Source organism: Amycolatopsis sp. NPDC114484 (assembly GCF_055633755.1).
In genome coordinates, this window is the sequence record NZ_JBVKDQ010000035.1 from 44,473 (window position 1) to 68,532 (window position 24,060).

23 protein-coding genes are annotated in these 24,060 nt (G+C 69.5%); 9 read left to right on the forward strand and 14 right to left on the reverse strand.

The genetic code is table 11. The annotated features are described in order from the left end of the window. Position 1: 1 nt before the first annotated feature. Positions 2 to 952 (reverse strand): aldo/keto reductase, encoded by a 951-nt coding sequence (locus ACZ7SW_RS42535; RefSeq protein WP_470236042.1) that lies wholly within the window; start codon positions 950 to 952, stop codon positions 2 to 4. An 86-nt stretch (positions 953 to 1,038) separates the two neighbouring features. Between ACZ7SW_RS42535 and ACZ7SW_RS42540 the strand changes: the two genes are divergently transcribed. Continuing rightward, a complete protein-coding gene (locus ACZ7SW_RS42540; protein ID WP_470236043.1) occupies positions 1,039 to 2,268 on the forward strand; it encodes an MFS transporter in 1,230 nt (409 codons plus the stop codon). Here the strand turns inward: ACZ7SW_RS42540 and ACZ7SW_RS42545 are convergent. The 3 genes from ACZ7SW_RS42545 to ACZ7SW_RS42555 are packed head-to-tail and all read right to left on the reverse strand — an operon-like array spanning position 2,225 to position 5,053. Continuing rightward, a complete protein-coding gene (locus ACZ7SW_RS42545) occupies positions 2,225 to 2,710 on the reverse strand; it encodes a MaoC family dehydratase (RefSeq protein ID WP_470236044.1) in 486 nt (161 codons plus the stop codon). The genes ACZ7SW_RS42540 and ACZ7SW_RS42545 overlap by 44 nt on opposite strands. A 31-nt stretch (positions 2,711 to 2,741) precedes the next feature. Then, on the reverse strand, positions 2,742 to 4,124 hold the full coding sequence (locus ACZ7SW_RS42550) for an amidase (RefSeq protein WP_470236045.1): 1,383 nt from the start codon (positions 4,122 to 4,124) through the stop codon (positions 2,742 to 2,744). Then, complete coding sequence (locus tag ACZ7SW_RS42555; protein ID WP_470236067.1) at positions 4,106 to 5,053, reverse strand: D-2-hydroxyacid dehydrogenase; 948 nt, start codon at positions 5,051 to 5,053, stop codon at positions 4,106 to 4,108. The genes ACZ7SW_RS42550 and ACZ7SW_RS42555 overlap by 19 nt, the downstream gene beginning before the upstream one ends. Positions 5,054 to 5,215: 162 nt before the next feature. Here ACZ7SW_RS42555 and ACZ7SW_RS42560 point away from each other — a divergent pair, with 162 nt between their 5' ends. From ACZ7SW_RS42560 to ACZ7SW_RS42570, 3 genes are read left to right on the forward strand one after another with little or no spacing between them, the layout of a single operon-like run. Next, positions 5,216 to 5,956, forward strand: coding sequence for a maleate cis-trans isomerase family protein (locus tag ACZ7SW_RS42560; RefSeq protein ID WP_470236046.1), 741 nt, complete (start codon positions 5,216 to 5,218; stop codon positions 5,954 to 5,956). Positions 5,957 to 6,002: 46 nt separating this feature from the next. Next, positions 6,003 to 6,728 (forward strand): maleate cis-trans isomerase family protein, encoded by a 726-nt coding sequence (locus tag ACZ7SW_RS42565; RefSeq protein ID WP_470236047.1) that lies wholly within the window; start codon positions 6,003 to 6,005, stop codon positions 6,726 to 6,728. Between the two features lie 3 nt (positions 6,729 to 6,731). Further along, positions 6,732 to 7,418 carry a GntR family transcriptional regulator gene (locus ACZ7SW_RS42570; RefSeq protein WP_470236048.1) on the forward strand — a complete coding sequence of 229 codons (687 nt, stop codon included), beginning with the start codon at positions 6,732 to 6,734 and terminating at the stop codon, positions 7,416 to 7,418. Between the two features lie 224 nt (positions 7,419 to 7,642). Here ACZ7SW_RS42570 and ACZ7SW_RS42575 read toward each other — a convergent pair whose 3' ends face one another. Then, positions 7,643 to 8,416, reverse strand: a complete 774-nt coding sequence (locus tag ACZ7SW_RS42575; protein WP_470236049.1) for an amidohydrolase family protein — start codon at positions 8,414 to 8,416, stop codon at positions 7,643 to 7,645. A gap of 97 nt (positions 8,417 to 8,513) precedes the next feature. On the opposite strand from ACZ7SW_RS42575, the gene ACZ7SW_RS42580 reads away from it, so the two are divergent. Next, positions 8,514 to 8,867 carry a MerR family transcriptional regulator gene (locus tag ACZ7SW_RS42580; RefSeq protein WP_470236050.1) on the forward strand — a complete coding sequence of 118 codons (354 nt, stop codon included), beginning with the start codon at positions 8,514 to 8,516 and terminating at the stop codon, positions 8,865 to 8,867. A gap of 66 nt (positions 8,868 to 8,933) precedes the next feature. On the opposite strand, the gene ACZ7SW_RS42585 is transcribed toward ACZ7SW_RS42580, so the two are convergent. From ACZ7SW_RS42585 to ACZ7SW_RS42605, 5 genes are all read right to left on the reverse strand, one after another. Next, entirely contained in the window at positions 8,934 to 9,446 is a 513-nt protein-coding gene (locus ACZ7SW_RS42585; RefSeq protein WP_470236051.1) for a hypothetical protein, read from the reverse strand. A 65-nt stretch (positions 9,447 to 9,511) separates the two neighbouring features. Beyond that, the gene (locus tag ACZ7SW_RS42590) at positions 9,512 to 10,006 is read right to left on the reverse strand and encodes a GNAT family N-acetyltransferase (protein WP_470236052.1); all 495 of its coding nucleotides are present in this window, start codon (positions 10,004 to 10,006) and stop codon (positions 9,512 to 9,514) included. A 53-nt stretch (positions 10,007 to 10,059) separates the two neighbouring features. Further along, a complete protein-coding gene (locus ACZ7SW_RS42595; RefSeq protein WP_470236053.1) occupies positions 10,060 to 10,527 on the reverse strand; it encodes a DUF4262 domain-containing protein in 468 nt (155 codons plus the stop codon). 71 nt (positions 10,528 to 10,598) lie between these two features. Continuing rightward, positions 10,599 to 11,654: a tartrate dehydrogenase gene (locus ACZ7SW_RS42600; RefSeq protein ID WP_470236054.1), complete on the reverse strand. Its 1,056-nt coding sequence runs from the start codon at positions 11,652 to 11,654 to the stop codon at positions 10,599 to 10,601. Then, entirely contained in the window at positions 11,651 to 13,114 is a 1,464-nt protein-coding gene (locus ACZ7SW_RS42605; protein ID WP_470236055.1) for an NAD-dependent succinate-semialdehyde dehydrogenase, read from the reverse strand. The genes ACZ7SW_RS42600 and ACZ7SW_RS42605 overlap by 4 nt, the downstream gene beginning before the upstream one ends. A gap of 94 nt (positions 13,115 to 13,208) precedes the next feature. On the opposite strand from ACZ7SW_RS42605, the gene ACZ7SW_RS42610 reads away from it, so the two are divergent. The 4 genes from ACZ7SW_RS42610 (at position 13,209) to ACZ7SW_RS42625 (ending at position 18,696) form a co-directional block, all read left to right on the forward strand. Continuing rightward, positions 13,209 to 14,465 carry an aspartate aminotransferase family protein gene (locus ACZ7SW_RS42610; protein WP_470236056.1) on the forward strand — a complete coding sequence of 419 codons (1,257 nt, stop codon included), beginning with the start codon at positions 13,209 to 13,211 and terminating at the stop codon, positions 14,463 to 14,465. A gap of 3 nt (positions 14,466 to 14,468) precedes the next feature. Continuing rightward, the gene (locus ACZ7SW_RS42615; RefSeq protein ID WP_067576183.1) at positions 14,469 to 14,969 is read left to right on the forward strand and encodes a DUF3830 family protein; all 501 of its coding nucleotides are present in this window, start codon (positions 14,469 to 14,471) and stop codon (positions 14,967 to 14,969) included. A 779-nt stretch (positions 14,970 to 15,748) separates the two neighbouring features. Continuing rightward, positions 15,749 to 17,128: an FAD-binding oxidoreductase gene (locus tag ACZ7SW_RS42620; RefSeq protein WP_470236057.1), complete on the forward strand. Its 1,380-nt coding sequence runs from the start codon at positions 15,749 to 15,751 to the stop codon at positions 17,126 to 17,128. A gap of 5 nt (positions 17,129 to 17,133) precedes the next feature. After that, complete coding sequence (locus tag ACZ7SW_RS42625; protein ID WP_470236058.1) at positions 17,134 to 18,696, forward strand: acetolactate synthase large subunit; 1,563 nt, start codon at positions 17,134 to 17,136, stop codon at positions 18,694 to 18,696. Here ACZ7SW_RS42625 and ACZ7SW_RS42630 read toward each other — a convergent pair. From ACZ7SW_RS42630 to ACZ7SW_RS42645, 4 genes are all read right to left on the reverse strand, one after another. Then, the gene (locus tag ACZ7SW_RS42630) at positions 18,693 to 20,096 is read right to left on the reverse strand and encodes an MFS transporter (RefSeq protein WP_470236059.1); all 1,404 of its coding nucleotides are present in this window, start codon (positions 20,094 to 20,096) and stop codon (positions 18,693 to 18,695) included. The two genes, ACZ7SW_RS42625 and ACZ7SW_RS42630, sit on opposite strands and share 4 nt — an antisense overlap. 131 nt (positions 20,097 to 20,227) lie before the next feature. Continuing rightward, a complete protein-coding gene (locus tag ACZ7SW_RS42635) occupies positions 20,228 to 20,767 on the reverse strand; it encodes a DUF3761 domain-containing protein (protein ID WP_470236060.1) in 540 nt (179 codons plus the stop codon). A gap of 135 nt (positions 20,768 to 20,902) precedes the next feature. Then, a complete protein-coding gene (locus ACZ7SW_RS42640) occupies positions 20,903 to 21,229 on the reverse strand; it encodes a hypothetical protein (protein WP_470236061.1) in 327 nt (108 codons plus the stop codon). Next, positions 21,205 to 23,730, reverse strand: coding sequence for a hypothetical protein (locus tag ACZ7SW_RS42645; protein ID WP_470236062.1), 2,526 nt, complete (start codon positions 23,728 to 23,730; stop codon positions 21,205 to 21,207). Before ACZ7SW_RS42645 ends, ACZ7SW_RS42640 begins: the two co-directional genes overlap by 25 nt. Positions 23,731 to 24,060: the final 330 nt, after the last annotated feature.

A 24,060-nucleotide genomic window follows, 5' to 3' on the forward strand; every position in this document is an offset into this window, starting at 1 on the left:
GTCAGTCGATGCCTTCCGGGCTGGCTCCGCCGACCGGGACGGCTGGCGCGACGATGCGGTCGATCTCGGCGAGGTCCGACGGGGTGAGCTGAACGTCGGTCGCGCTGTTCTCGATGCTGGCTGGGCGGCGGGCACCGACGATGGCGACGTCGACCTTCGCCAGCGTCCACGCGATGGCCAGCTGGCTCACCGTCGCGCCTCTGTCCTTGGCGAAAGCGACGAGCTGGTCGACGATCTTCAGGTTGTGCCGCAACGAGTCCCCGCGGAAAGCGGACGAACGCGACCGCCAGTCCGACGGGTCGAACGCCGTTTCGGCGGTGAGCGAGCCGGTGAGCAGACCGCTGCCGAGCGCACTGCAGGCGAGCACGCCGAGGTGGTGCTCGCGGGCGTACGGGAGCGGATCGGTCTCCGCGCCGCGCCGGAAGAGGTGGTAGGGCACCTGCACGGTTTCCACCGTCTCGTGCACTGCGCTGAGCTGCGCGGAGTCGTAGTTCGACACTCCGACGTGGCGGATCTTGCCCGCGTCCACGAACTCCCGCAGCGTCCCGGCGACCTCGGCGGCCGGAGTCCGCGGGTCGGGCCAATGGATCTGGCAGAGGTCAAGATGGCCGACGCCGAGCGCGCGCAGGCTCTCGTCCACTCCTTGCGTGAGCCATTCACGGCGTGAATCGCGGATGCGTTCGGAACCGGGGTTCGTCCCGCCTTTGGTGGCGATGACGACGCTGTCGCGGCGATGGTCCAGTTCGCTGCACAACGCTTTGCCCAGGAGTGCTTCGGCGGTGCCGTAAGCCCGCGCGGTGTCGAAGAGAGTGATGCCGAGTTCGTGCGCGCGCCGGATCGCCGCGATCGCGGTGTCCTCGTCGAAGCTGCCCCGCTGACCGCCGAACCCGCCGGTGCCGAAGGCGATCCGGGACGCTTCGAGGCCGCTGCGGCCAAGGGTCGTCGTCCGCATGAATCGAGCAGAGCACTCCTTGCTCGACCTTGCCGAGCAGTCCCAGTTGCTGATTATTCGGTTGACAACTGGAGGAAGCTCGCGGGGTGAGCCTCCTGGAGCCGTTGCGGCACCGCAATTTCCGCGCCCTCGCCGCCGGGCGGACGCTCGGCACCTTCGGCAACTCGGTCGCTCCGGTCGCGCTCGCGTTCGCGGTGCTGGACCGCACCGGGTCGGCGGTCGATCTCGGACTGGTCGTCGGGGCCCGGTCGCTGGCGAACGTGCTGCTGCTGCTTTTCGGCGGGGTGCTCGCGGACCGGCTGCCGCGCGCGGTGATCCTGCAGGGCACCGAGATCGCGGCCGGGCTCAGCCAGGCGCTGATCGCCGCGAGTGTCCTTTGTGGATTCAGCTCGGTCCCGTTCCTGATCTCGCTGAGCGTGGTCAACGGGGCGGTCGCGGCGATGTCGCTTCCCGCTTCGGCGGCGATCACTCCGCAAACCGTGCCGCGGGAGCTGCTGGCGCCGGCGAACGCCTTGCTGCGGCTGCTGGTCAACGGCGGGCGCATCGCCGGGGCCGGGGCCGCCGGGGTCGCGGTGGCGGCGGCCGGATCCGGCTGGGCGCTGGCGGTGAACGCGCTGCTGTTCTTCGGTGCCGCGCTCGCCTATCACGCCGTCCGGCTGCCCCGCACTGAGCGGGTTTCCGGCTCCCGGCCGATCGCCGACCTGATCGCCGGGTGGCACGAGTTCCGGTCCCGCACCTGGGTGTGGGCGGTGGTCGCGCAGTTCGCCTTCGTCAACGCCGCCGGGCTCGGCACGCTCGTGGTCATCGGACCGGTCGCCGCGGACGAGACGTTCGGGCGTTCCGGATGGGGGCTGGCGCTGGCGATGCAGACGGCGGGCGCGCTGCTCGGCGGGATCGTCGCCGCGCATTGGCGGCCGCGGCGCGCGTTGTTCGTCGGGGTGCTGCTGGTCATGGTGGAGGCGCTGCCGGTGCTGACGCTCGGCTGGTGGCCGTCGCTCGTCCCGCTGCTGATCGCGATGCTGCTGGCCGGGCTGGCGATGGAGCAGTTCTCCGTCGCGTGGGACGTTTCGCTGCAGGAACACATCCCGCCCGACCGGCTCGCCCGCGTGTACTCCTACGACATGCTGGGTTCGCTCGCCGCGATGCCGCTCGGGCAGATCGCGGCGGGTCCCCTCGTGCAGCACTTCGGCCGCGAGACGGTGCTCGTCACGTGCGGGGTGCTGATCCTCGTTTCGACCGGACTGGCGTTGTGCAGCCGGGAGATCCGGCAGCTTACGAACCAGCCGGCGGCTTCGGCCGCACCGACAGGAAGTTGACCGCGCTCGCGCTGAACACCAGCTCGTCGTCGCCGTTGAACAGCTCCATCCGGGTGCGCACGAGACCACGGTCCGGCTTCGACTTCGACAGCCGCGCCTCGGTGACGGTCGCCCGCATCCGCAGCCGGTCTCCCGGCCGCACCGGACGCGGCCAGCGCAGCTCGTCGACGCCCGGGCTGCCGAGGCTCGCGACCGACGACAGGTAGTGGTCGGCGAACATCCGCATCATCAGGCTCGACGTGTGCCAGCCGCTCGCGATCAGCCCGCCGAACGGGCCCTCCTTCGCCGCCGCCGGGTCGACGTGAAAGCTCTGCGGGTCGTACTTCTCGGCGAACTCGACGATCTCCGCTTCGCTGACTGTCGTGTCGCCGAACTCGTACACCGATCCCTCGGGGTAGTCCTCGAACCAGCGGTCGTCGATCGGCGCGGTGAACTCGGTCATACCCGACACCCTGCCACGGGCCGCGCGGGAATCACGGCGCGGCCCAGGGCCGGACCTCCTCCAGCAGCTTCGCCACCGCCAGCACCAGGTCGTCCGAATGCCGCGGGCCGACGATCTGCAGGCCCACCGGAAGGCCCGATTCGGTGCGCCCGGCCGGCACGCTGATCGCCGGCTGCTGCGTCATGTTGAACGGGTAGGTGAACGGCGTCCACTCCGGCCATTCGCTCATCCCGCTGCCCGGCGGCACGTCGTGGCCCGCCTCGAACGGCGGGATCGGGACGGTCGGCGTGAGCAGCACGTCGCAGCGGGTGTGGAACTCGCCCATCCGGATGCCGAGCGCGGCGCGTTCCGCGGTGGCGTCGAGGTAATCGCCCGCGGAGTAGGTGTGGCCCCGTTCCCACACGCGGCGCAGGCCCGGATCGACCCGCGGCTCGCTGCCCGGCGGGAACGCGTCGAGCGACTTCGCCGCGCCCGCCGACCACAGCACGTCGAAGGCGTCCTTCGGGTCGGCGAACCCGGGGTCGGCCTGTTCCACCTGCAACCCGGCGTCGGCGAGCGACTGCACCGCCGACTGGACGATCGCCGCGATCTCCGGGTCCACGTCGACAAAACCGAGCGTGGGCGAGAACGCGGCGATCAGCCCGCGCACGTCGCGCCGCACCGCCTCGCGGTACGCGCTGATCGGCGGCGCGAGCCCGGTCGGGTCGCGGTGGTCCGGCAGCGCGAGGACGTCCAGCAGCAGCGCCGTGTCGTCCACGCAGCGAGCCATCGGCCCGGCGTGCGCGAGCGGGCCGAACGGGCTCGCCGGGAACAGCGGGATCCGGCCGTGGGTCGGTTTCATGCCGACGATCCCGCAGAACGACGCGGGGATCCGCACCGAACCGCCGCCGTCGGTGCCGACGGACAGCTCGCCCATCGCCGCCGCGACCGCCGCCGCGCTGCCGCCGCTGGACCCGCCCGCCGTCATCCGCGGGTTCACCGGATTGCGCGTGATGCCCGCCAGCGCGCTGTCGGTGACGCCCTTCCAGGCGATCTCCGGCGTGGTCGTCTTGCCCAGCACGACCAGGCCCGCCTCGCGCATCCGCGCCATCACCGGGCTGTCGACGTCCCACGGCTGATCGACCGGGATGCTCGTGGAACCGCGCAGCGTCGGCCAGCCCTGGGTGAGGAAGATGTCCTTGATCGACGCGGGAACCCCGTCGAGCGCGCCGATCGGGTTCCCGTCGCGCCACCGGGCCTCGGCCGCTTTCGCCTGGTCGAGCGCGCGCTCGGCGTCGACGAGGCAGAAGGCGTTGATCTCGCCGTCGCGGTCCTCGATGTTCTGCAGGGCGCTCTTCGTCGCTTCGACCGGCGACAGCTCGCCAGTGGCGTAGGCGGCGACGAGTTCGCTGGCGGTCAGTTCCCGGTCGCCCATCCGGCGCCTCCCTGCGTTTCGGACGGCACGTAGCCGAGCCGTTTGTCCACGACGTTCCACAGCGGTTCCCCGGCGACCCAGCGCCGGAAGTTCCCCGCGAACACCTCGACCAGGGTCCGCCGCCAGCCGATGAAATCGCCCGACATGTGCGGGGACAGCAGGACGTCCGGCATGGTCCACAGTGGACTTTCGGCGGGCAGCGGCTCGGTTTCGAAGACGTCGAGCGCGGCCCCGGCGATCTCCCCCGCCCGCAAGGCCGCGATCAGATCCGAGGTGACCACCAGTTCGCCGCGGCCCACGTTCACGAACCGCGCGGACGGTTTCATCGCGGCGAACGCGGCGGCGTCGAACATGCCCTTGGTCTGATCGGTGAGCGGCGCGACCGCGACGACGTAGTCGAACTCGGGCAGATACCGCGTCAGCTCGGCGGATTCGCGCACGACGCCGAAATCCGGATCCCCGACCCGGGCGCGGCGGCCCGCCCCGGACACGCGCATCCCGGCCGCGCGCAGCATCCGCGCGATGGCCCGCCCGATCGGTCCGGTGCCCACCACCAGCACCTCCCGTCCGGCGATCCGCTCGCTCTCGCGGTGCTTCCACGTGCCGGCGCGCTGCAGGTCGAGCGAACGCGCGAAGTCCTTGGCGAACGACAGCACGACGCCGAGCACGTACTCCGCGATGGCGTCGTCGAACACCCCGCGCGAGTTCGTGAGCACGACGTCGCTTTCGCGCAGCCCCGGGAACAGCACCGGGTCGACGCCGGCGCTCGCGATGTGCAGCCACCGCAACCGGTCCGCCGCGGGCCAGGCCCCCGGAACGGCATCGGAAAGGAAATCGTAGACAAAAAGCGCGTCGGCTCCGGCCAGCGCACCGGCGAGGCCGCGCTCGTCGGTGTAACGAACTACCGCCGCGTCTTCGATAGCGGCCATGTCCGGTGGTTGGTCTGCCCCGCAGAGCACTGCCAGTACGGGGGTTTCCGGAGCGATCACGATTGACACGGTAAAAGTGGCTCGTATGATTGTCAACAATCCGAGGACCACCCCCGGAGCACCGGACGGGCATCGGCACAGGCGTATTCCGGAGGCTGAACCTTGGATCTGGACTTCCTCGCGTTCGAGGGCCCGCTAGCCCAGCGCGGCATCGGCGTGATCGCGCCGTTCGACCTCGCGCTCGAGCGCGAACTGTGGCGCTGGGTGCCGATGGAGGTGTCGCTGCATCTCGCCCGCACCCCGTACGAACCGGTCCCGGTGAGCATGGAGATGGCCCAGCTGGTGAGCGACAGCCGCCACCTCGCCACGGCCACGCGCGACGTGCTGCACGTGGAGCCCGAGGTGGTCGCCTACCTGTGCACCTCGGGCAGCTTCGTGAACGGCATCGACTACGAACGCTCCCTCACCAAGGCGATCTGCGACGCGGGCGCGCCGGACGCGGTCACCACCTCCGGCGCTCTCGTCGAGGTGCTGCACCAGCTCGACCTGCGCCGGGTCTCGGTGCTGACGCCCTACGACGCCGACCTCACCGGCAAACTCCACGATTTCCTCGCCGAGGTCGGCGTGGACACGGTGTCCAGCGACCACCTCGGGCTGGGCGGCGGCATCTGGAAGGTCAGCTACCGCACCATCGCCGAGCGGATCCTGGCCGCGGACCACCGCGAGGCCGAGGCGATCTTCGTCAGCTGCACCAACCTCCCCACGTTCGACCTGATCGAACCGCTGGAGAAGGCGCTCGGCAAACCCGTGCTGACCGCCAACCAGCTGACCATGTGGGCCTGCCTGCGCCGGATGCGGCTGCCCGTCGTGGGCCCCGGCCAATGGCTGCGGGAGGTGTCTTGATCCGTCCCGCTAATATTGTCGACAATTTGCGCATCCCGGAGGTTTCGTGACCACGATCGGCTTCATCTACCCCGACCACGCGGCCGAGGACGACTACCCGCTCGCGGAACAGCTTCTCGGCGGCCCCGAAGGCGACATCAGCCTGCCGGTCGCGCACATCTACGGCACCGACCTGCACGCCGTGCCGGAGCTGCTCGACCTCGGCAGCGAAGCCCGGCTCGCCGAAGGCGCCCGGCTGCTCGCGAAGCACGAGCCGGAAGCCGTCGTGTGGGCTTGCACGTCCGGCAGCTTCGTATACGGCTGGGACGGCGCGCGCGACCAGGCCGACCAGCTCGCCAAGGCCGCCGGAGTGCCGGCTTCGAGCACGTCGTTCGCCTTCGTGCACGCGGCGAAAGCCCTTGGCGTGCAACGAGTAGCGGTGGCCGCGAGCTACCCCGACGACGTCGCGCGGCTGTTCGTGGACTTCCTCGCCGCCGGAGGGGTGGAGGTGCTCTCGATGTCGAGCGCCGACATCGACACCGCCGCCGAGGTGGGCCAGCTCGCGCCCGAGGCCGTAGTCGATCTGGCGATAAGCCACGACCACCCGGACGCCGACGCGGTTTTGGTGCCCGACACCGCGATGCGCACGCTCGGCGAGATCACCGCGATCGAGGAGAAGCTCGGCAAGCCGGTGCTGACCGCCAACCAGGTGACCGTGTGGGAAGGCCTGCGGCTGACCGGCACGAGCAGGCTGGTGCGTTCGCTGGGCGCGTTGTTCCGGACGAGGGGCTGACCCGTGGTCGCACTGCCTGACATAGAACCGGTGAGCCGGGAATCGACCGCCGCGGTGATCGCGCGCCAGCTGCGCGACGCGATCATGACCGGCGCGCTGCCGCCCGGCACCCAGCTCGGCGAAACCGACCTGGCCGCCCGCTTCCAGGTCTCGCGCGGCCCGCTGCGGGAGGCGATGCAGCACCTCGTGTCCGAGGGCCTGCTGCGCAGCGAACGGCACCGCGGCCTGTTCGTGATCGACCTCGAACCGGCGGACGTGTTCGACATCTATCTCGCCCGTTCCGCGGTGGAAAGAGCCGCCCTGCTGTGCGCGTTCCGCGGCGACCGCGAGGCGGTGGCCGCCACGCTGGAGCAGAACGTGGCCGACATGGCGGCAGCCGCGGACGACCCGGCCGCGTTGTCGGAGGCGGACCTGCGGTTCCACGAGGCGCTGATCAACGCGTCCGGCAGCAAACGGCTGATGCGCATGGCCCGGACGTTGCTGATCGAGACGCGGATGTGCCTGACGTTGCTGCAGAGCACGTATCAGGGGGTCGAGGATCGGCTGGAGGAGCACACGCGGATCATCGAAGCCCTGCGCTCGGGCGACGAGGAGACGGCGCTGCACTTGCTGGACGCGCACATGGAGGACGCGATCAGCCGGTTGCTTCCCGGGCGGAGTTTGAAGGACGGGGTCGCGGCGGCTGGGTGAGGCTGGGTGCTCGACCTCCGCGTCGGAGCCAGCCGCCGGGGAATCGCGATCGCGTGCCGGAGGAATGCGATCGACCAACCGGCCCGGGCCGCGATCCATGACCCGCGGGGCGGGAGATTCGCCCCGCGCGGCACCCGGTAGCGACATCGGCTTCAGCACGATCACGGTGCCGGACAGCGCGATCGGCCATCCGGCCCGGGTCGCGCATCCAGGCTGTCGAAGGCTCACCACCCCAGCATCTCCGCCATCGTGCCGCCCAGGACGCGGTCTCTCAGTTCTCCGGGCGGGGTCACGCGTTCGATCGTCGTGCGGGACAGGACCGGGTCGCCGTACGGCGCGTCCGAGCCGAACATCGTGCGGTCCGGGAGTTCGGCGATCGCCAGCCGGACCGCGAAGACGATGCTCGCCGTTGACAGTTCCAGGTAGACGTTCGGCGTTTCGCGGGCCAGGTCGATCGCGGTGAGCCAATGCGCGCCGCCCAGTTGGCTGATCACCAGCGGCACAGCCGGGTAGCGGCGGGCCAGGGCCGCCAGGGTGGACAGATCTCCTTCGGTGGTCGGGGCGGAGCCGTGCACTACGACCGGGAGTCCATTGTGGTCGGTGGCGGCCCGCAGGACTGGCTCGATCCGGGCGCCCGCGCCCGGAGGCGGCGTCAGTTCGCCGATTCCGTGGAAGCCTCGGGCGACCACCTCGACGTCCGCGGCGACTTGGTCTTCCGGCTGGTCCAGGCGGACCGAGCGGAAACCCAGGAAGCGGTCGGGGTGCGCGGCCAAGGCAGCGTCGAGTCCTTGCCAGGCGGACTGGTAGCCGTCGCCGGACTGGCCGCTGAGCGCGGCGTCCAGCACGCTCATTTCCCGGCGGAACGAAGCCAGATCGGTGGCTCGTTCGGGGTGCGGCCTGGTCGCGAACAGCACGGCGCGGTCGGCTCCGGCTTCGTCCAGCAGGGCGAGATGCTGGTGCACGGGGTCGTGAACGTGGCTGTGGGCATCGATGATCAACGAGGACTCCCGGGTCGGGTCGGGCGCGCGGAATGCGGCCGCCGGGACCAGTGTTGAACGTTGACACCATGCCAAGGTCAAGCTCAGCGGAGGGGCGATGCGGATCGGGCAGCTGGCCGAGCGCACCGGAACCAGCGAACGGCTCCTGCGGTACTACGAACGCGTCGGGCTGCTGACGGCGGACCGGCGGCCCAACGGCTACCGCGACTACGCTCCCGCCGCCGAGCAGACCGTGCGGCAGATTCGCGCGTTGCTGGCGGCCGGGTTGCCGACCAGTCTGATCAAGCGAATGCTGCCGTGCGCCGACGCGGACGGTTCGTTGCGACCGTGTCCAGGAGTGCTGGGTGCGCTGCGCACTCAACTCGCCCAACTCGACCGCCGGGCGGAGGACATCGCCCAGGCCCGGCGGACGCTTCGCGAAGCGATCGCCGTTACGGAACGCGCCGCCTAACCGCACCCTCGCCTTGCCCGATGCCCGGACAGGCACCCGAAATCCGAACCATGCTCCGCACCTGGCCTAGGGCGACCTGCTCCCCTCCGCGCCTTTCCCCGTGCGTTGCCCCGGTGGCGGCGGGAACCGCGCGGTGGTCCGCTTCTCGCGCGAGTACTGGCGTAATACCGGCAGGCCGAACGCCATCCGACCGGGTTCGGCGGCTCGACCCCCTACCGCGTTCTCGGAATAGGAAGCGCCCTCCCAGAACAGGAGGTCCCTTTCTCCGGACTCGTCTCCCGCCCGGCCGATCCGTACCGCGCTCACTTTGCCACAGGCCACGAAGCCGGAGCCGAAAGTGCCGCCGGTCAAGGTGAGCAACAGCAACGGTACGGCTGAGCTGTCATTGAGGTCGCCGTGGCTCGGCACCGGCGCGATCGTAAGACCTCCGGTGAAGCGAGTGTCGAGTTCCAACCGCTCCACCGCGGTGAACAGAATCTCCACCTGCTTCTCATAACTGCGCAGCCACAACAATTTGTGCCCGATGACGTACCGGATCGGCACGAAATCGCCGTCAGCGGAGAAGGGAAGCCCACCCATGGTCTCCACTATGCCAGGAACAACCGGCCCTGCTGCCGGTCCGAAAGCACCCGAGGCGAGGTGGCTCAGCTCGGCGAGGACTCGAGCGTGATCCAGTACCTCCGCACCGGCCCGTGATCGGTCTGGCGCACTTCCTCCAGCACCCCGCCCGCGCGTTCGATCGTCTTGGCGGACGCCAAGTTCTCCCCCACGCACACCAAGAGCACCCGAGACAAGCCCCGGGCCTCGGTCAGCATCTGGCTCAGCGCCCAGGAAGCGAGACCGCGGCCACGCGCGGACGGTCGGATGCCGAAGCCGATGTGCCCGGCCCACCGCACATACTCCGCCGGGCCGGAGCGCAGGGCTATTCCGCCGAGCACCTGTCCGTCCTCGACCAGCCAGCGGTAGACGGTGCAGTCCCGCAGCAAAGAGTCCACCCAGGCGGCGAAGCCAGCTGGCGAATCGACCTCGTCCGAGGCCGACAGGCCGAAGCCGTCTTCGTGCAGGCCTGGGCCCCATTCGGCGTGCGCTTCCAACCAGGCGCGATGCAACCGTACGGTGGGGGCCAGGAGCTCGGGCATGATCCGATTCTACCGGGCCAAAGTGGCGCAAACCGTGATGCGGAAAGAAAAACTCAGGCATGGCGCACCCCCAGCACGGGCTGTCCGCCGAGGCCGGAGTTGTACTGCGGCGACCACGGGAACCGGCCCTCGGAATCGGCGTAGACCAGTTGCATGGCTTCGATTCCCGTGCCATAACAGCAAACCGCGATATGCAGGTGCGTCGCGGGGGCGCTGAGCTCCACGACTTCCAGCTTCGGCAACCGGGGCAGCAGCCACTGCTCGCCGGGCTCAGGCGGGCCGGTGTGCAGCGAATGTTCGGCCGCGGTGTTGAGCACGTACACCGCTTCGTGCAACGACAATCCGGTGACCACCAGCTCCGGCAGGCCTTGCACGGTCAGGCCCGCGGTGTACGCCCAGGGCGGCCGGGAACCTGGTCCCAGCACGCCCTGGACGCACCATCCGTACTCCCTGATCCGGTCCAGCACCTCGATCAGGTACTGCTCCTCGGATCTTTCCGGCTCCTCGCACATCTGGCACATCGGCGCCCTCCTCCCCTCGGGGACCCGTCGGCGGGTCAGGGAAGAGTGAACCTCGCGGCACCGACGAAAAATCAGCGGAGCGAAGCGGCCACCGCGGTGCCGAGCGCGGTTGTGGTAGCGGTTCCGCCGAGGTCCGGGGTGAGCGTTTCGCCCGCGGTCAGCACCTCGTCGACCGAGGTTCGGATCGCTTGTGCGGCAACGGTTTCCCCGAGGTGGTCGAGCAGCATCGCCCCGGCGAGGATCTGGGCGACCGGGTTCGCGATGCCCTGTCCGGCGATGTCCGGAGCGCTGCCGTGGACCGCCTCGAACATCGACGGAAAGTCACCTGATGGGTTGATGTTTCCGGATGGCGCCATGCCCAGTCCGCCGGTGATCGCGGCCGCGAGGTCGCTCAGGATGTCGCCGAACAGGTTCGACGCCACCACCACGTCGAGCCGGTCCGGAGCCTGCACCATCCGCGCGGCGAGAGCATCCACATGGCACTGTTCCGCGCGGACGTCCGGGTACCCCGACGCCACCTCGGCGAAAATCTCGTCCCAGTACGGCATCGAGTGGATCAGCCCGTTGGACTTCGTCGCCGAGGTGACGTGCCGCGAACGCGTGCGCGCGAGGTCGAAGGCGTACCGGATGATCCGTTCCACCCCGACCCGCGTGAACACCGACTCCTGCAGCACGAACTCGTCCGGCCGCCCGGCGTTGTGCCGTCCGCCGATCTCCGAGTACTCGCCCTCGGAGTTCTCCCGGACGATCACCATTTCCAGCTCGTCGGCCTTCCGCCCGGCCAGCACCGAGGAGGTCCCCGGCAGCAGCCGGACCGGCCGCAGGTTGACGTACTGCTGGAACGCCCGCCGCAACGGGATCAGCAGGCCCCACAACGAAACGTGGTCCGCCACGCCGGGGAAGCCGACCGCGCCGAGCAGGATGCCGTCGAAGCCCGACAGCCGCGCGACACCGTCCTCCGGCATCATCGCGCCGGTCTTCGTGTACCGCTCACAGCTCCAGTCGAATTCGGTCCACTCCAAGGAGAATCCGTACTTCGCCGCGGCCGCGTCGAGGACCCGGCGCGCTTCGATCGTGACGTCGACCCCGATCCCGTCGCCCGGGATGCTCGCAATCCGGTGTGTCACAGGCTCACCGCGATGTACTTGGTCTCCAGGAACTCGTCGATGCCGACCGTGCCGCCCTCGCGGCCGAGGCCGGACTGCTTGACGCCGCCGAACGGAGCCGCCGGGTTGGACACGATGCCCTGGTTGAGGCCGATCATCCCGGCCTCCAAGCGTTCCGACACCCGCAGCGCGCGCTTCAGGTCGCTGGTGAACAGGTAGGACACCAGGCCGAACTCGGTGTCGTTGGCCTTTTCGACCGCCTCGTCCTCGGTGTCGAACGGCGTGATCGGCGCGACCGGGCCGAAGATCTCCTCGCTCGCCAGCCGAGCGTCGACAGGCACGTCGGTGAGCACGGTCGCCGGGTAAAAGTGCCCGGGGCCGTCGACCCGCGAGCCGCCGGTGAGCACCCGCGCGCCCTTGTCCGTGGCGTCCTTGACCAGCTCAGTCACCTTGTTCACCGCGGCCTCGTCGATGAGCGGACCGACCACGACGCCCTCGTCGGTGCCGCGGCCCATCGGCAGCGCCTGCATCCGCTCCGTGAGCCGGCGGGAGAACTCCTCCGCGACGCCGCGCTGCACGTAGAACCGGTTGGCCGCGGTGCACGCCTCGCCGATGTTGCGCATCTTGGCCTGCATCGCGCCCTCGACCGCGGCGTCCAGGTCCGCGTCGTCGAACACGACGAACGGCGCGTTGCCGCCCAGCTCCATCGACGTGCGCAGCACCTTCTCCGCGCACTGCTCCAGCAGCTTGCGCCCGACCCCGGTCGAACCGGTGAAGGACAGCTTGCGCGCGCGTCCGTCGCGGATCAGCGGCTCCATCACGCCGCCCGCGTCCTTGGTGGTGACGACGTTCAGCACGCCCTCGGGCAGCCCGGCGTCGGCGAGGATCTGGGTGAGCGCGAGCATCGACAGCGGCGTCTGCGCGGCGGGCTTGATCACCATCGTGCAGCCCGCGGCGACGGCCGGGCCGATCTTGCGCGTGCCCATCGCCATCGGGAAGTTCCACGGCGTGATGAGCAGCGTCGGGCCGACCGGCTGGCGCGTGATCAGGAACCGGCCCGAGCCGTTCGGGGCCACCGCGTAGCCGCCGTCGATCCGCACGGCCTCCTCGGCGAACCAGCGGAAGAACTCGGCGGCGTAAGTGATTTCCCCGGCGGCCTCGGCCAGCGGCTTGCCCATCTCCAGGGTCATCAGCAGCGCCAGTTCGTCCCGGCGCTCGATGAGCTTGCGGTACGCGCGGCTCAGGATCTCGCCGCGCTCCCGAGGCGCCACCGCGGCCCAGCCGGCTTGTGCCGCGACCGCCGCGTCGAGCGCCGCGAGACCGTCTTCCGGCGCGGCGTCCGCGACCTGGCACAGCACCTCGCCGGTGGAGGGGTCCTGCACGTCGAAGGTCTTCCCGCCGCGCGCGGAGACCCACTTGCCGCCGATGAAGAGTTCCTTGCCGACCGCGCTCACGACGCCGTTCTCGGTGATCCCGCTCATCCAGCTCGCTCCTGTTCCTGTTGTCCCGGACTCATGCTATGGATATTGTCAACAATCGACAACCGTCTGCACCCGCACCCCAGGAGGGCGCCGCATGGCCCAGCTGTCCCCGCTGCTCAAGCAGGCAACGCCTGTCGTCGTCGACCACGGTGAAGGGGTTTACCTCTACGACGTGGACGGGAAACGTCACCTCGACTTCACCGCGGGGATCGGGGTGACCAGCACCGGGCACTGCCACCCGCGCGTGGTCGAAGCCGCGCGCGAGCAGATCGGCAAGCTCGTGCACGGCCAGTACACGACCGTCATGCACCAACCGCTGCTCGAACTGACCCGCAAGCTCGGCGACGTCCTGCCGTCCGGGCTCGATTCGCTCTTCTACGCGAACTCCGGCAGCGAGGCCGTGGAGGCCGCGCTGCGGCTGGCGCGGCAGGCGACGAAGCGGCCGAACGTCATCGTGTTCCAGGGCGGTTTCCACGGCCGCACGGTCGCGGCGGCGACCATGACCACCTCCGGCACGCGGTTCACCGCGGGCATCTCGCCGCTGATGTCCGGCGTGCACGTCGCGCCGTTCCCGTACGCCTACCACTACGGCTGGGATCAGGAAACGGCGACGAAGTTCGCCCTGCGCGAGCTCGACTACCTCTTCCAGACCGTCTCCGCGCCGAACGAGACGGCCGCGTTCTTCATCGAGCCGGTGCTCGGCGAGGGCGGCTACGTTCCCGCGAACACCGAGTTCATGGCCGGGCTGCGCGAGCGCGCCGACCGGCACGGCATCCTGCTGGTGCTCGACGAGGTGCAGGCCGGGTTCGGTCGCACCGGCAAGTTCTGGGGCCACGACCACTTCGACGTCCACCCGGACGTCGTGCTGATCGCGAAGGGCCTCGCCAGCGGCTTCCCGCTGTCGGGCATCGCCGTTTCGGAAGAGCTGATGGCGAAGGCGTACCCGGGTTCGCAAGGTGGTACGTACGGCGGCAACGCGGTGTCGTGCGCGGCAGCCATCGCGACACTCGACGTCATTCAGGACGAAGGCTTGGTCGAGAACGCCGCGGAGCGCGGCCGTCAGCTTCTCGAGGGCGCGCGCGTCATCGCGGACAAGACGCCCGCTATCGGCGACGTACGCGGTCTCGGGCTCCTCGTGGGCTCTGAGTTCACTACTGCGGACGGCGAACCGGACACGGCCACCGCGCAGGCCGCGCAGCAGGCAGCTGCCAAGAGCGGGCTGCTGTTGCTCACCTGTGGTGCGTACTCGAACGTCGTGCGCATGGTGCCGCCGCTGGTCGTCAACGCGGAACAGGTCGACGACGCGCTGCGCATCTGGGGCGAGGTCGTCTCGTCGGTCACGGGGAGCTGAGGCATGGCGCGCTACATCACCATCAGCCTCGACAAGCGCGGCGTCACCTGCCGTGCCCGGCTGCTCGACGACGAAGCACCGCGCACCTGCAAGGCGGTGTGGGACGCACTGCCGCAGAGCGGTTCTGCCTACCACGCGAAGTACGCGCGCAACGAGGTCTACACGCTCGTGCCGCCCTTCGCCGAGCCGAAGCCGGGCCGCGAGAATCCGACCATCACGCCGATTCCCGGCGACGTTGTCTACTTCGGATTCGAGGCGTGGGAAATCGGCAACCCGGCGTACGGCTACGACGACGGCAGCGAGGCGCACAGCGACCAGGGTGCCACGGATCTCGCGATTTTCTACGGCCGCAACAACCTCCTGATCAACGGCGACGCGGGCTGGGTGCCCGGCAACGTGTTCGCGACGATCGAGGAAGGCCTGTCCGAGATGGCCGCGGCCGCGCAGGATCTGTGGCTGCGCGGCGTGGAGGGCGAGACGCTGTCGTTCGCCCGCGCTGACTGACTGTCGCTTCAGGGCCGGTTCCTCCACCACGGAGGGGCCGGCCCTTTTCACTGCCCGATCGGGCCAGATTGTTCCTCCGGAGTGAAGCCGGGTTAACCCTCCGCGATCACCGTCAAGGCCCCGGATTCACTGCCGGACAAGGGATCCGGCCCCGATGATCACCCGGCGGTGTGAACCTCGGCAACTCACCAATCGTGGCTTCGCATTCACCGGTTCGAGGGGCCACGCCGCCCGGTTGCCGCAGCGCGCGTCTGCTACCCAGGGTGATCGGACCCGGCGTTCGCTACGAACCGTGGCGAAGAGTCCACAGTGCACCCCCGGCGGCAAACCCGAAAGCCTTACATGTTTAACATGGGAAGATTCTTCGGCCGCCGACCCCTTGCCAGCACAGGGAAAACCGCGTTTTGACACCGCGGTCGCGCCGGTGGAAATCTGCGTTGGCTCCTCGCGAGAGCACCAAAGAAGAACAATCCGAACAAGGAGCCCCTCAATGCAGATGTTCACCCAGCACGTGCACCACGGCCACGACCTGATCTCGGGTCTGCTCGCGCACCTGGCGCACGTGCTCGGCTGGCTCGTCTGACCGGCACCGAGGATTAACCCAGGGGCCGGCCTGTTGGCGCGGGCCGGTCCCTGCTTGGGTTCTCCCCCTGGCCACGCCGAGGCGTGGCCTTTTTCGCGCCCGCTCCCCGTCGGCTAACGTGAAAACTATTCATGGCCAGCCCCGCGACAGAACGGCTAGGCTTCGGCCACGACGTACGCGCGCACGAGGGAGTGGCATGAGCGAGATCGCAACACAGCTGGCAGGTGCCGTCGGAGCTGGGAACCTGCTGACCGGTGACGCGATTTCCGACGATTACGCGCACGACGAGGCGCTCAGCACGCCCGGCCAGAAACCGGCGTACGTCGCGAAGCCGGCGACTGCCGAAGAGGTCTCCGCGCTGCTGAAGATCGCCTCCGCCGAGAGCATTCCGGTCACCGCGCGCGGATCCGGCAGCGGGTTGTCCGCCGCCGCGCGTCCGGTCGAAGGCGGCCTGGTCGTCTCGTTCGAGCGGATGAACTCGGTGCTCGAGATCGACACCGGCAACCACGTCGCCGTGGTCCAGCCGGGCGTCACGCTGGCCGAGCTCGACGCGAAGACCGCCGAACACGGCCTTACCTACCCCGTCTATCCCGGCGAACTGAGCGCGAGCGTCGGCGGCACCGTCGGCACCAACGCCGGCGGGATGCGCGCGATCCGCTACGGCATCACCCGCGGCAACGTCTCAGGCCTGCAGGCGGTGCTCGCGACCGGCGAGATCATCCGAGTCGGCGGCCGGATGTCGAAGATCTCCAGCGGCTACGACCTCACCCAGCTGATCATCGGCTCCGAGGGCACCCTCGCGCTGGTGACCGAGGTGATCGTGAAACTGCAGCCGCGGCTGCCGCACGGCGCGACCGTGCTCGCCCCGTTCGACGATTTCGAGCAGGTGATGGCGGCGGTGCCGAAGATCGCCGCGAGCGGTCTCGCCCCGCAGATCCTCGAGTACATCGACAACATGACCATGGCCGCGATGGTCTACAACGACAAGCTCGAACTGGGCGTCCCGGCGGAAATCCGCGACCGGACCCAGGCGTATCTGGCCGTGGCGCTGGAAAACCGGGTGGCCGACCGGCTCGGCGAGGACGTCGAGGCGCTCGGCGAACTGCTGGTCGAACTCGGCGCGATCGACGCGTACGTGCTCGAAGGCGGAGCCGCGCGCAAGCTCATCGAAGCCCGCGAAAAAGCCTTCTGGAACGCCAAAGCCGCCGGTGCGGACGACGTGATCGACGTGGTGGTGCCGCGAACCGCGATGCCGCAGTTCATGACCCGCGCCCGCGAACTGGCGATGGCGACCGGCGGCGGCGCGCTCGGCTGCGGGCACGCCGGCGACGGCAACGTCCACCTGGCGATCTTCTGCAAGGACCCGGACACGCGCTCGCAGCTGCTGACCGACATCTTCGGCTACGCGTACGAACTCGGCGGCGCGATCTCCGGCGAGCACGGCCTCGGCCGCACCAAGACGAAGTACCACGCCAAGCTGGAAGACCCGGTGAAGCTCGATCTGCTGCACCGCGTCAAGGACAGCTTCGACCCGGCCGGGATCCTGAACCCCGGCGTCCTGTTTACCGGAAAGTGAGCACAGTGAGCACGCTCAACGGCGCCCAGTCCCTCATCCGCACGCTCGTCGACAGCGGGGTCGACGTGTGCTTCTCCAACCCCGGCACGTCGGAGATGCACTTCGTCGCCGCGCTCGATTCGGTGCCGGAGATGCGCGGCGTGCTCGCGCTGTTCGAGGGTGTCGTGACCGGTGCCGCGGACGGGTACGCGCGGGTCGCCGGCAAGCCCGCCGCGACGCTGCTGCACCTCGGCCCGGGGCTGGGCAACGGCCTGGCGAACCTGCACAACGCGCGCCGCGCGCACACGCCGGTAGTCAACGTGATCGGCGACCACGCGACCTATCACAAGCAGTACGACGCCCCGCTGGAGTCGGATATCGACGCCATCGCGGGCTCGCTCGAAGGCTGGGTTCGCCGGTCCGGGCACACGAAGGACGTCGGCCCGGACGCCGCGGCGGCGGTCGCGGCGGCGCAGGACGCACCGGGCCGGGTCGCGACGCTGATCCTTCCCGCCGACGCGTCGTGGGGCGAGGGCGGCGAGACGTGCGAGCCGATTCCGCCGCGCGTGCCGCAGGCGGTCGACGCGACGACCGTGCAGAAGATCGCGGACCTGCTGCGCGGCGGCGAGCCGGTGGCGTTGCTGATCGGCGGATCCGCTTGCCGCGAGGCCGGTTTGCGCGCGACCAGCCGGATCGCGGCCGCGACCGGAGTGAAGACCTTCGCCGAGACGTTCCCGGCACGGATGGAGCGCGGCGCCGGGCTTCCCACCATCGAACGGCTGGGGTATCTCGCCGAGCACGTCAAGTACCAGCTGGACGGGATCAAGCACCTGATCGTCGCGGGCACGAGGGCGCCGGTGTCGTTCTTCGCCTACCCCGGCATGCCGAGCGAGCTGACCCCGGAAGGCGCGGACGTCCACGTCCTCGCGACGGTCGGCCAGGACGTCTCCGCGGCGCTGGAAGCGGTCGCCGCGTTGGTAGCCGCGGACACCGAGCCGGTCCTGCAGGAGGCCGGGCGGCCGGCGTTGCCGAGCGGCCCGATCACCGTGCAGAACTGGGTCGACGTGATCGGCGCGCTGCTGCCGGAGAACGCGATCATCGTGGACGAGGCGAACACGTCCGGCCTGATGCTCCCCGCCGCGACGGCGGGTGCGCCGCGGCACGACGTGCTGACCCTGACCGGCGGCGCGATCGGCTACGGGATGCCGGTGGCCGTCGGCGCGGCGATCGCGGCGCCGAAACGGCCGGTGATCAACCTCGAATCCGACGGCAGCGCGATGTACACGATCTCCGCGCTGTGGACGCAAGCGCGCGAGAACCTCGACGTGACCACGGTCGTGCTCAACAACAACGCGTACGCGATCCTGCGGATGGAGCTGCAGCGAGTCGGTGCGTCCGGGGACGGACCGCGCGCGAAGGACCTGCTGGACATCGGCCGTCCGGACCTGGATTTCGTGAAGATCGCCGAGGGCATGGGCGTTCCGGCGACCCGGGCGACGACGGCGGAGGAACTGGCCGAGCAGTTCCGGCGCGCGGTCGCCGAGCCGGGGCCGCATCTGATCGACGCGGCCGTTCCCCCGTTGCTCTAGACCCGGGCGAGTTCCGGGCTGGCGGCACGGAATCGCGGCACCACCGCGGTCAACGCCAGCCCGGCCACCGCCGCGACCGCGGCGACCGCGAACGTGGCGCGGAAACCGGCGAGCGACGGCACGGTGAACGAGCCGACGGTGATCGTCAGGTGCGCCAGCATCGTGGCCATCACGGCGCTGGACGTCGAGGTGCCGACGGAACGCATGAGCGAGTTGAGCCCGTTCGCCGACGCCGTTTCGGTGACCGGCACCGCGCTCATGATCAGTGCGGGCATTGCGGCGTAAGCGATTCCGACGCCCGCCCCGATGATCACCGACGCGATGATCAGCTCGATCGCGTTGGCCATCAGGAAAATCGCGAAGGTATACCCGACCGCGATCACGGTCGCACCGGTCATGAGCGTGACGCGGGCGCCGTAGCGGTTGGTCAGCCGCGCGGACACCGGGGACAACGCCATCATCACCAGACCGTTCGGCGCGAGGCACAGACCGGCTTCCACCATGCTGAGCCCGAGGCCGTAGCCGGTCGCCGAAGGTGCCTGCAGCAATTGCGGGAACGACAACGACATCGCGTACATCGCGAAGCCGACGAGGACCGACGCGAGGTTCGTGAACAGGACCGGCCGCCGCGCCGACACCCGCAAATCGACCAGCGGGTCACGACGGCGCAGCTGGTACCAGCCCCAAGCGGCGAGAACGACCACCGCGGTCGCCGCGAACCCGAGCGTCGCCGGGCTGCCCCAACCCCATTGGCCGCCCTTCACGATCGGCAGCAACAGGCTGGTGAGGCCGACGACCAACCCGAGCGTGCCGAGGAAATCGAACGGCGCGGGCGTGCGGACCGGCGATTCCGGGACGAACCGAAGGATCAGCAGCGCACAACCGAGTCCGAGCCCGGCCGCGCCCCAGAACAGGACGTGCCAGTCCGCGTGCTCGGCCACGATCGCCGCGACCGGCAACCCGATCGCCCCGCCGACGCCGAGCGTCGCGCTCATCAGTGAGATCGCGCCGCTGACGCGTTCGGCCGGGAGTTCGTCGCGCATGATGCTGATGCCGAGCGGGATGACGCCCATCGCGCAGCCCTGCAGCCCGCGGCCGACGATCATCAGCGCGAGCGAACTGGTCAGCGCCGAGACCACGGACCCGGCGATCAGCACGGCGAGACTCACCAGCAGCACGCGGCGCTTGCCGTAAAGATCGCCGAGCCGCCCGGCGACCGGGGTGCACACCGCCGCCGCGAGCAGCGTGACGGTGACGACCCACGACGCGTCCGTCGGCGTGGTGTGCAGCAGTCTCGGGAACGCCGGGATCAACGGGATGACCAGCGTCTGCATGAACGAAGCGACCAGCCCGCACGAGGCGAGCACCACGATGATCGGCCGCGCGCCTGCCCGTGCCACCACGTCCCCCGTTCCGTATGCCGTACCGGATTCGCACGCTACCGGGCGGGGCGGGCGGAACGGGCGGTTCGTGATCGATCCGACTTACCGGGCTGGTCCGTTCGGCCCAACGCTTGCTTGGGTCGCTGAGGTCAGAGCCATTGCTTGACGCCGCCGTGGTGCGAGCAGGTTCCGGAACGGTGCTGGCTGTAGCTGTAGGTGCCGTCGTTGCAGAGGGCTGTCGCGCCGGAAGGGCTCGAAGACGGGTTGTGGACGCAGGTTCCGGAGGAGTTCCGGTAGTAGTCGGGGCCGCAGTCGGCGGAAGCGGCGTCCGGGGTCGTTGCCTGTGCCGGAGGGGCGGCCGGGGCGGCCTGGTCAGGCACCTGGAACGTCGGCACCTCGTACGTAGGTACGTCGAAGGTGGGCACGTCGATTTTCGGCGCGGCGTGGGTTTTCGGTGCTGCCTCGGGTTTCGCCACGGTCGTCGGCGGCGCGAACTGCTGTTGCGTGGTCTCTGGCGGCGCGGACGAGGTCGTCGGAGTTTCCGAGTACGTGTCCGGCTCGCTGTAGGTGGTCGACGGCGAGTAATCGCTCGTCACGACCGGAGCCGGGTCCCCTGCCGGAGCCTTCGCCGCTCCGCACCCGGCGACCAGAACAGCCGCGGCCAACGCCGTCCCCAGTTTTCGCCACATGCGGAACCTCCCTCTTGCTCCAGGTAATGGGGAAGGTCGAAAACCTGCGGAAAACTGTTACAGCGAATGCACAGCCCATTCGGTCGATTACTTAGAGCACGAAAACGCGTCTCCTTCCGGGTCCGCGGCCTCGGCTCAGCCGTCCGCCGGGCACCACGGGTCCGGGGCTCGGAGGACCGCCTTGCCGCAGAAGCCCTGCAGGGCTGGGTCGACCTCTCCGCCTTGGACCTGCAGCACCGCGAGCGGTTTGTCTTGCGGGACGTGCCTGCCGATGTCGCCGCCGTAATCGATGGTTCCGCTGACTCCCTCGATGTATTTGTTGATCTGGTTCGCGTCCGGCCGCGAGGTGTGGATCGCGGCGATCTCGCGCCATACCGAACCGGGCGTCACCGGGATTTTCGACGAGGTCTCGCGCAGGTACGCGGTCGCGGTGATCATCACCAGCGCGGCGTCGTAGGACAACGCGGCGTGGCCGTCGAACGATCGGCCTTTTTCGGTGTGTTCGAAGGAGAACTTGGCGTTGAGCGTGGTGTAGAAATCGCGCGCGAGGCCTTTCGCCTGCGTGGCCGGGGCGCTCGCGAGCGCGAGGTAGTAGTACGGCAACGCGCGATTGCGTTCCCGCGCAACGGAATCCGCGACGTAGCGGGAAACGTCGTCGTCGCCGATGATCGTCGCGGTGCTGCCGCATTGCGCGGCTCCGGCGAGGAACGCTCCGAAATCGGGGACTCCTCGCCCGGCGAAGAATGCGAAGCCGTTGTAAGAACAGGTGTCTCGTCCGGCGGCGCCGGCGTTGCCCACGGCCCGGTCGCCGTACTGCAAGTGCGCGGGCTGACCCGCGCGGCCCCCGTCCGGGTCGAATGCTCGCGCGTCGACGGTGAAACCCTTTTCCTTGAACGCTTCAGCACGTCCTCCCGGAGGTTCGTGCTGTAGAAATCGTTGTCGTCGTCGGAGTAGTAGACGCGAAGCTCCCGAGGACCGGGCCGCTGGGCGGCGAACGCCGCGGCCACCGCGGCCTCCCTGCGGTTTTGCGGCGCGACCTGGAAGTAGATCGGGTTCTGGTCGGCTAGCCGGTCGGCGGTGAGCGTCGCGGCGACCACCGGGATGCCTGCGTCGCCGAGAGCGCGGATAGTGCTGGACGTCGGCTCGCTGCTCATGTCGAGTCCGACGACGCCGACGATGCTGGGGTCCTCTTTCGCCATCTCCAGCAGCGTCTTAGCGACCGCCGCTCCCTGGTGCATTCCCTTGCCACCATTGGCGATCAGCATGCGCACGATCGGCTCGGCCGCCGCCGTCGCGTCGAGCTGGCGCGACTGTGCGACGGCGAAGCCTTCCAGCGATTCCCGTTCCGCGGTGAGCCCTTCGGCGGTGCCGTTCGACGACGTCAGCGCCTCCAGGTCGACGAGCGTGATGTACGGCCGTTCCGGATGCTGCTGGTGCAGCTCCCCGGCCCGCCGGTTCTGGTCCGCGATCACGGCTTCGACCTGCTGGATCGTCCCCTCTTTGTCGACCGGGGAGAACAGCGTGAAGGTGCCGTCGGACACCCCGACGCACTGGTCGTCCACCCGGCTCAGCCATTCGCTCGAGGTGCCGCAGTGACTGTCCAGAAAGGACTGATAACGCGCCACGGCGAACCCGGCGACCAGCGCGAGCACCACCGCGGGCACGCCGGCCCGGATCCAGCGCGTCGTCCACCACGCCGCCCGGGCGCGTCCGCCGGACAGGTCGTAGTGCTCGCCGAGCGCCAGCATTCGCTTGCGTACCTCGGTTTCTTCGACCTCGGTCTGCGGCGCGTCGAGCCCGATCGGCAGATACCACGCGGTGGGGCGACGGGCACGCCGGTCCGCGCTGAGCCGGTTCTGCCACACCCGGTACGCGCCGGCGGCATCGGTGGCGTGGTACTTCGGCCGGTCCTCGCTCGGCGCGGCGTCCGGCGGCGGCGCCTGGCTCGCGCTCACCACGAGCAGCGGGTCGAAGAGGCCGACCTGGTTGCGGACGTCGTTCATCAGCCGCAGCAGCCGGTAACCGCCGTTGGCGGGGCCGACCTCGTCGAGCAGCAGCACCGGATAGGTCATCCGGCGGCGGCGCCAGAACTGCCACGGCCGCAGCCGGTACTCGCGGCGCAGGTCTTCCAGGAACGCGTTGACCAGCAGCCGCGCGACGTACTCTGGCGATTCCTTCTGCCATTCGCCGTCGGTGAGCCGCAGCGCGAAGCGCACGAAGCTGCCGGACATCTCCGGCGCGAGGTGCGGCTGGCGCAGGAACCACCGGTACCGCCCGGACAGCCCCGGCACGCGTCCGGTGACCGCGAGCCGGAAAAATCCGAACGTCAGCAACCGCAGCAGCAGCAACGGAAATCGCCACGCCGGATGCTGCGGCACCAGCTCGCGGCTGACACTGTCGATGGCCGAGCGGAAGCGGACCAGCAGGCCGTTCTCCTGCAGCTCACGCAACAGGGTGCGCTCGGGATCGGTGTCGTCGTCCGGGAACTGCTTCGCCATGAGCTGATCGACCAGCGTGAACAGCCGGAACCGCAACCGGCTTTCCCGCGTACGGCCGCTGCGGACGAGGCTGTTGCGGACGTGCCACAGAAGATCGCGCACCGCCTCGACACTGTCGTCGGTCGCGTCGCCCGCGGCATCGGTGTCCGGCCGACCGGCGAGGGGCAGATAGACCGACCGCACGGTGCCCGCCGGTTCCGCGTTCTGCAGCCGGGAAGCCAGCTCTTTGAGCACGCCCTCGCGCGCGTCTCCCACGAGGCACACCATGGGCAGCCCGCGCCGCCCGGCACGCTCCCGGTGATAACCGGGACGCCATTCTCCGTCGTCCTGCAATTCCCGCGGCCGGTCGCCACTGCGGGGCCGCTGATACAGCGCCCCGATGAGCTTGACGAGTCGATCCGCACCAGCGAACGCGAGCTGCTCCCCCGCGACGGCCACCGTCTGGTCCATGCCGAAGTATGCCACGCGGCGGACGGGAGGGGTCCCGGAATTATGCCGTCATGCCAAGGGTTTCCGTCCTCGGCCAGCGGCCATTCGAGTATCCCGGGTTCAGCCGTTCGCCTGGCCCGCGCTCACGCTCAGCGACCGCTAAACCCCGCCCCTTGATCAAATTACGAAAACAGCAGAAGCAATCCCGAGTGACCATGAAAAACGGGGCCGCCCCGGAAAATCCGGAGCGGCCCCGCGATGCATATTCCTTCTTAGAGCGTGTCTCACTTGGATGGCGGTTGAGGTGCGAGCATGATCATGACTTGTGATGGACGAGTTGTCGCGACGATTGGTGCCCGACGAGTT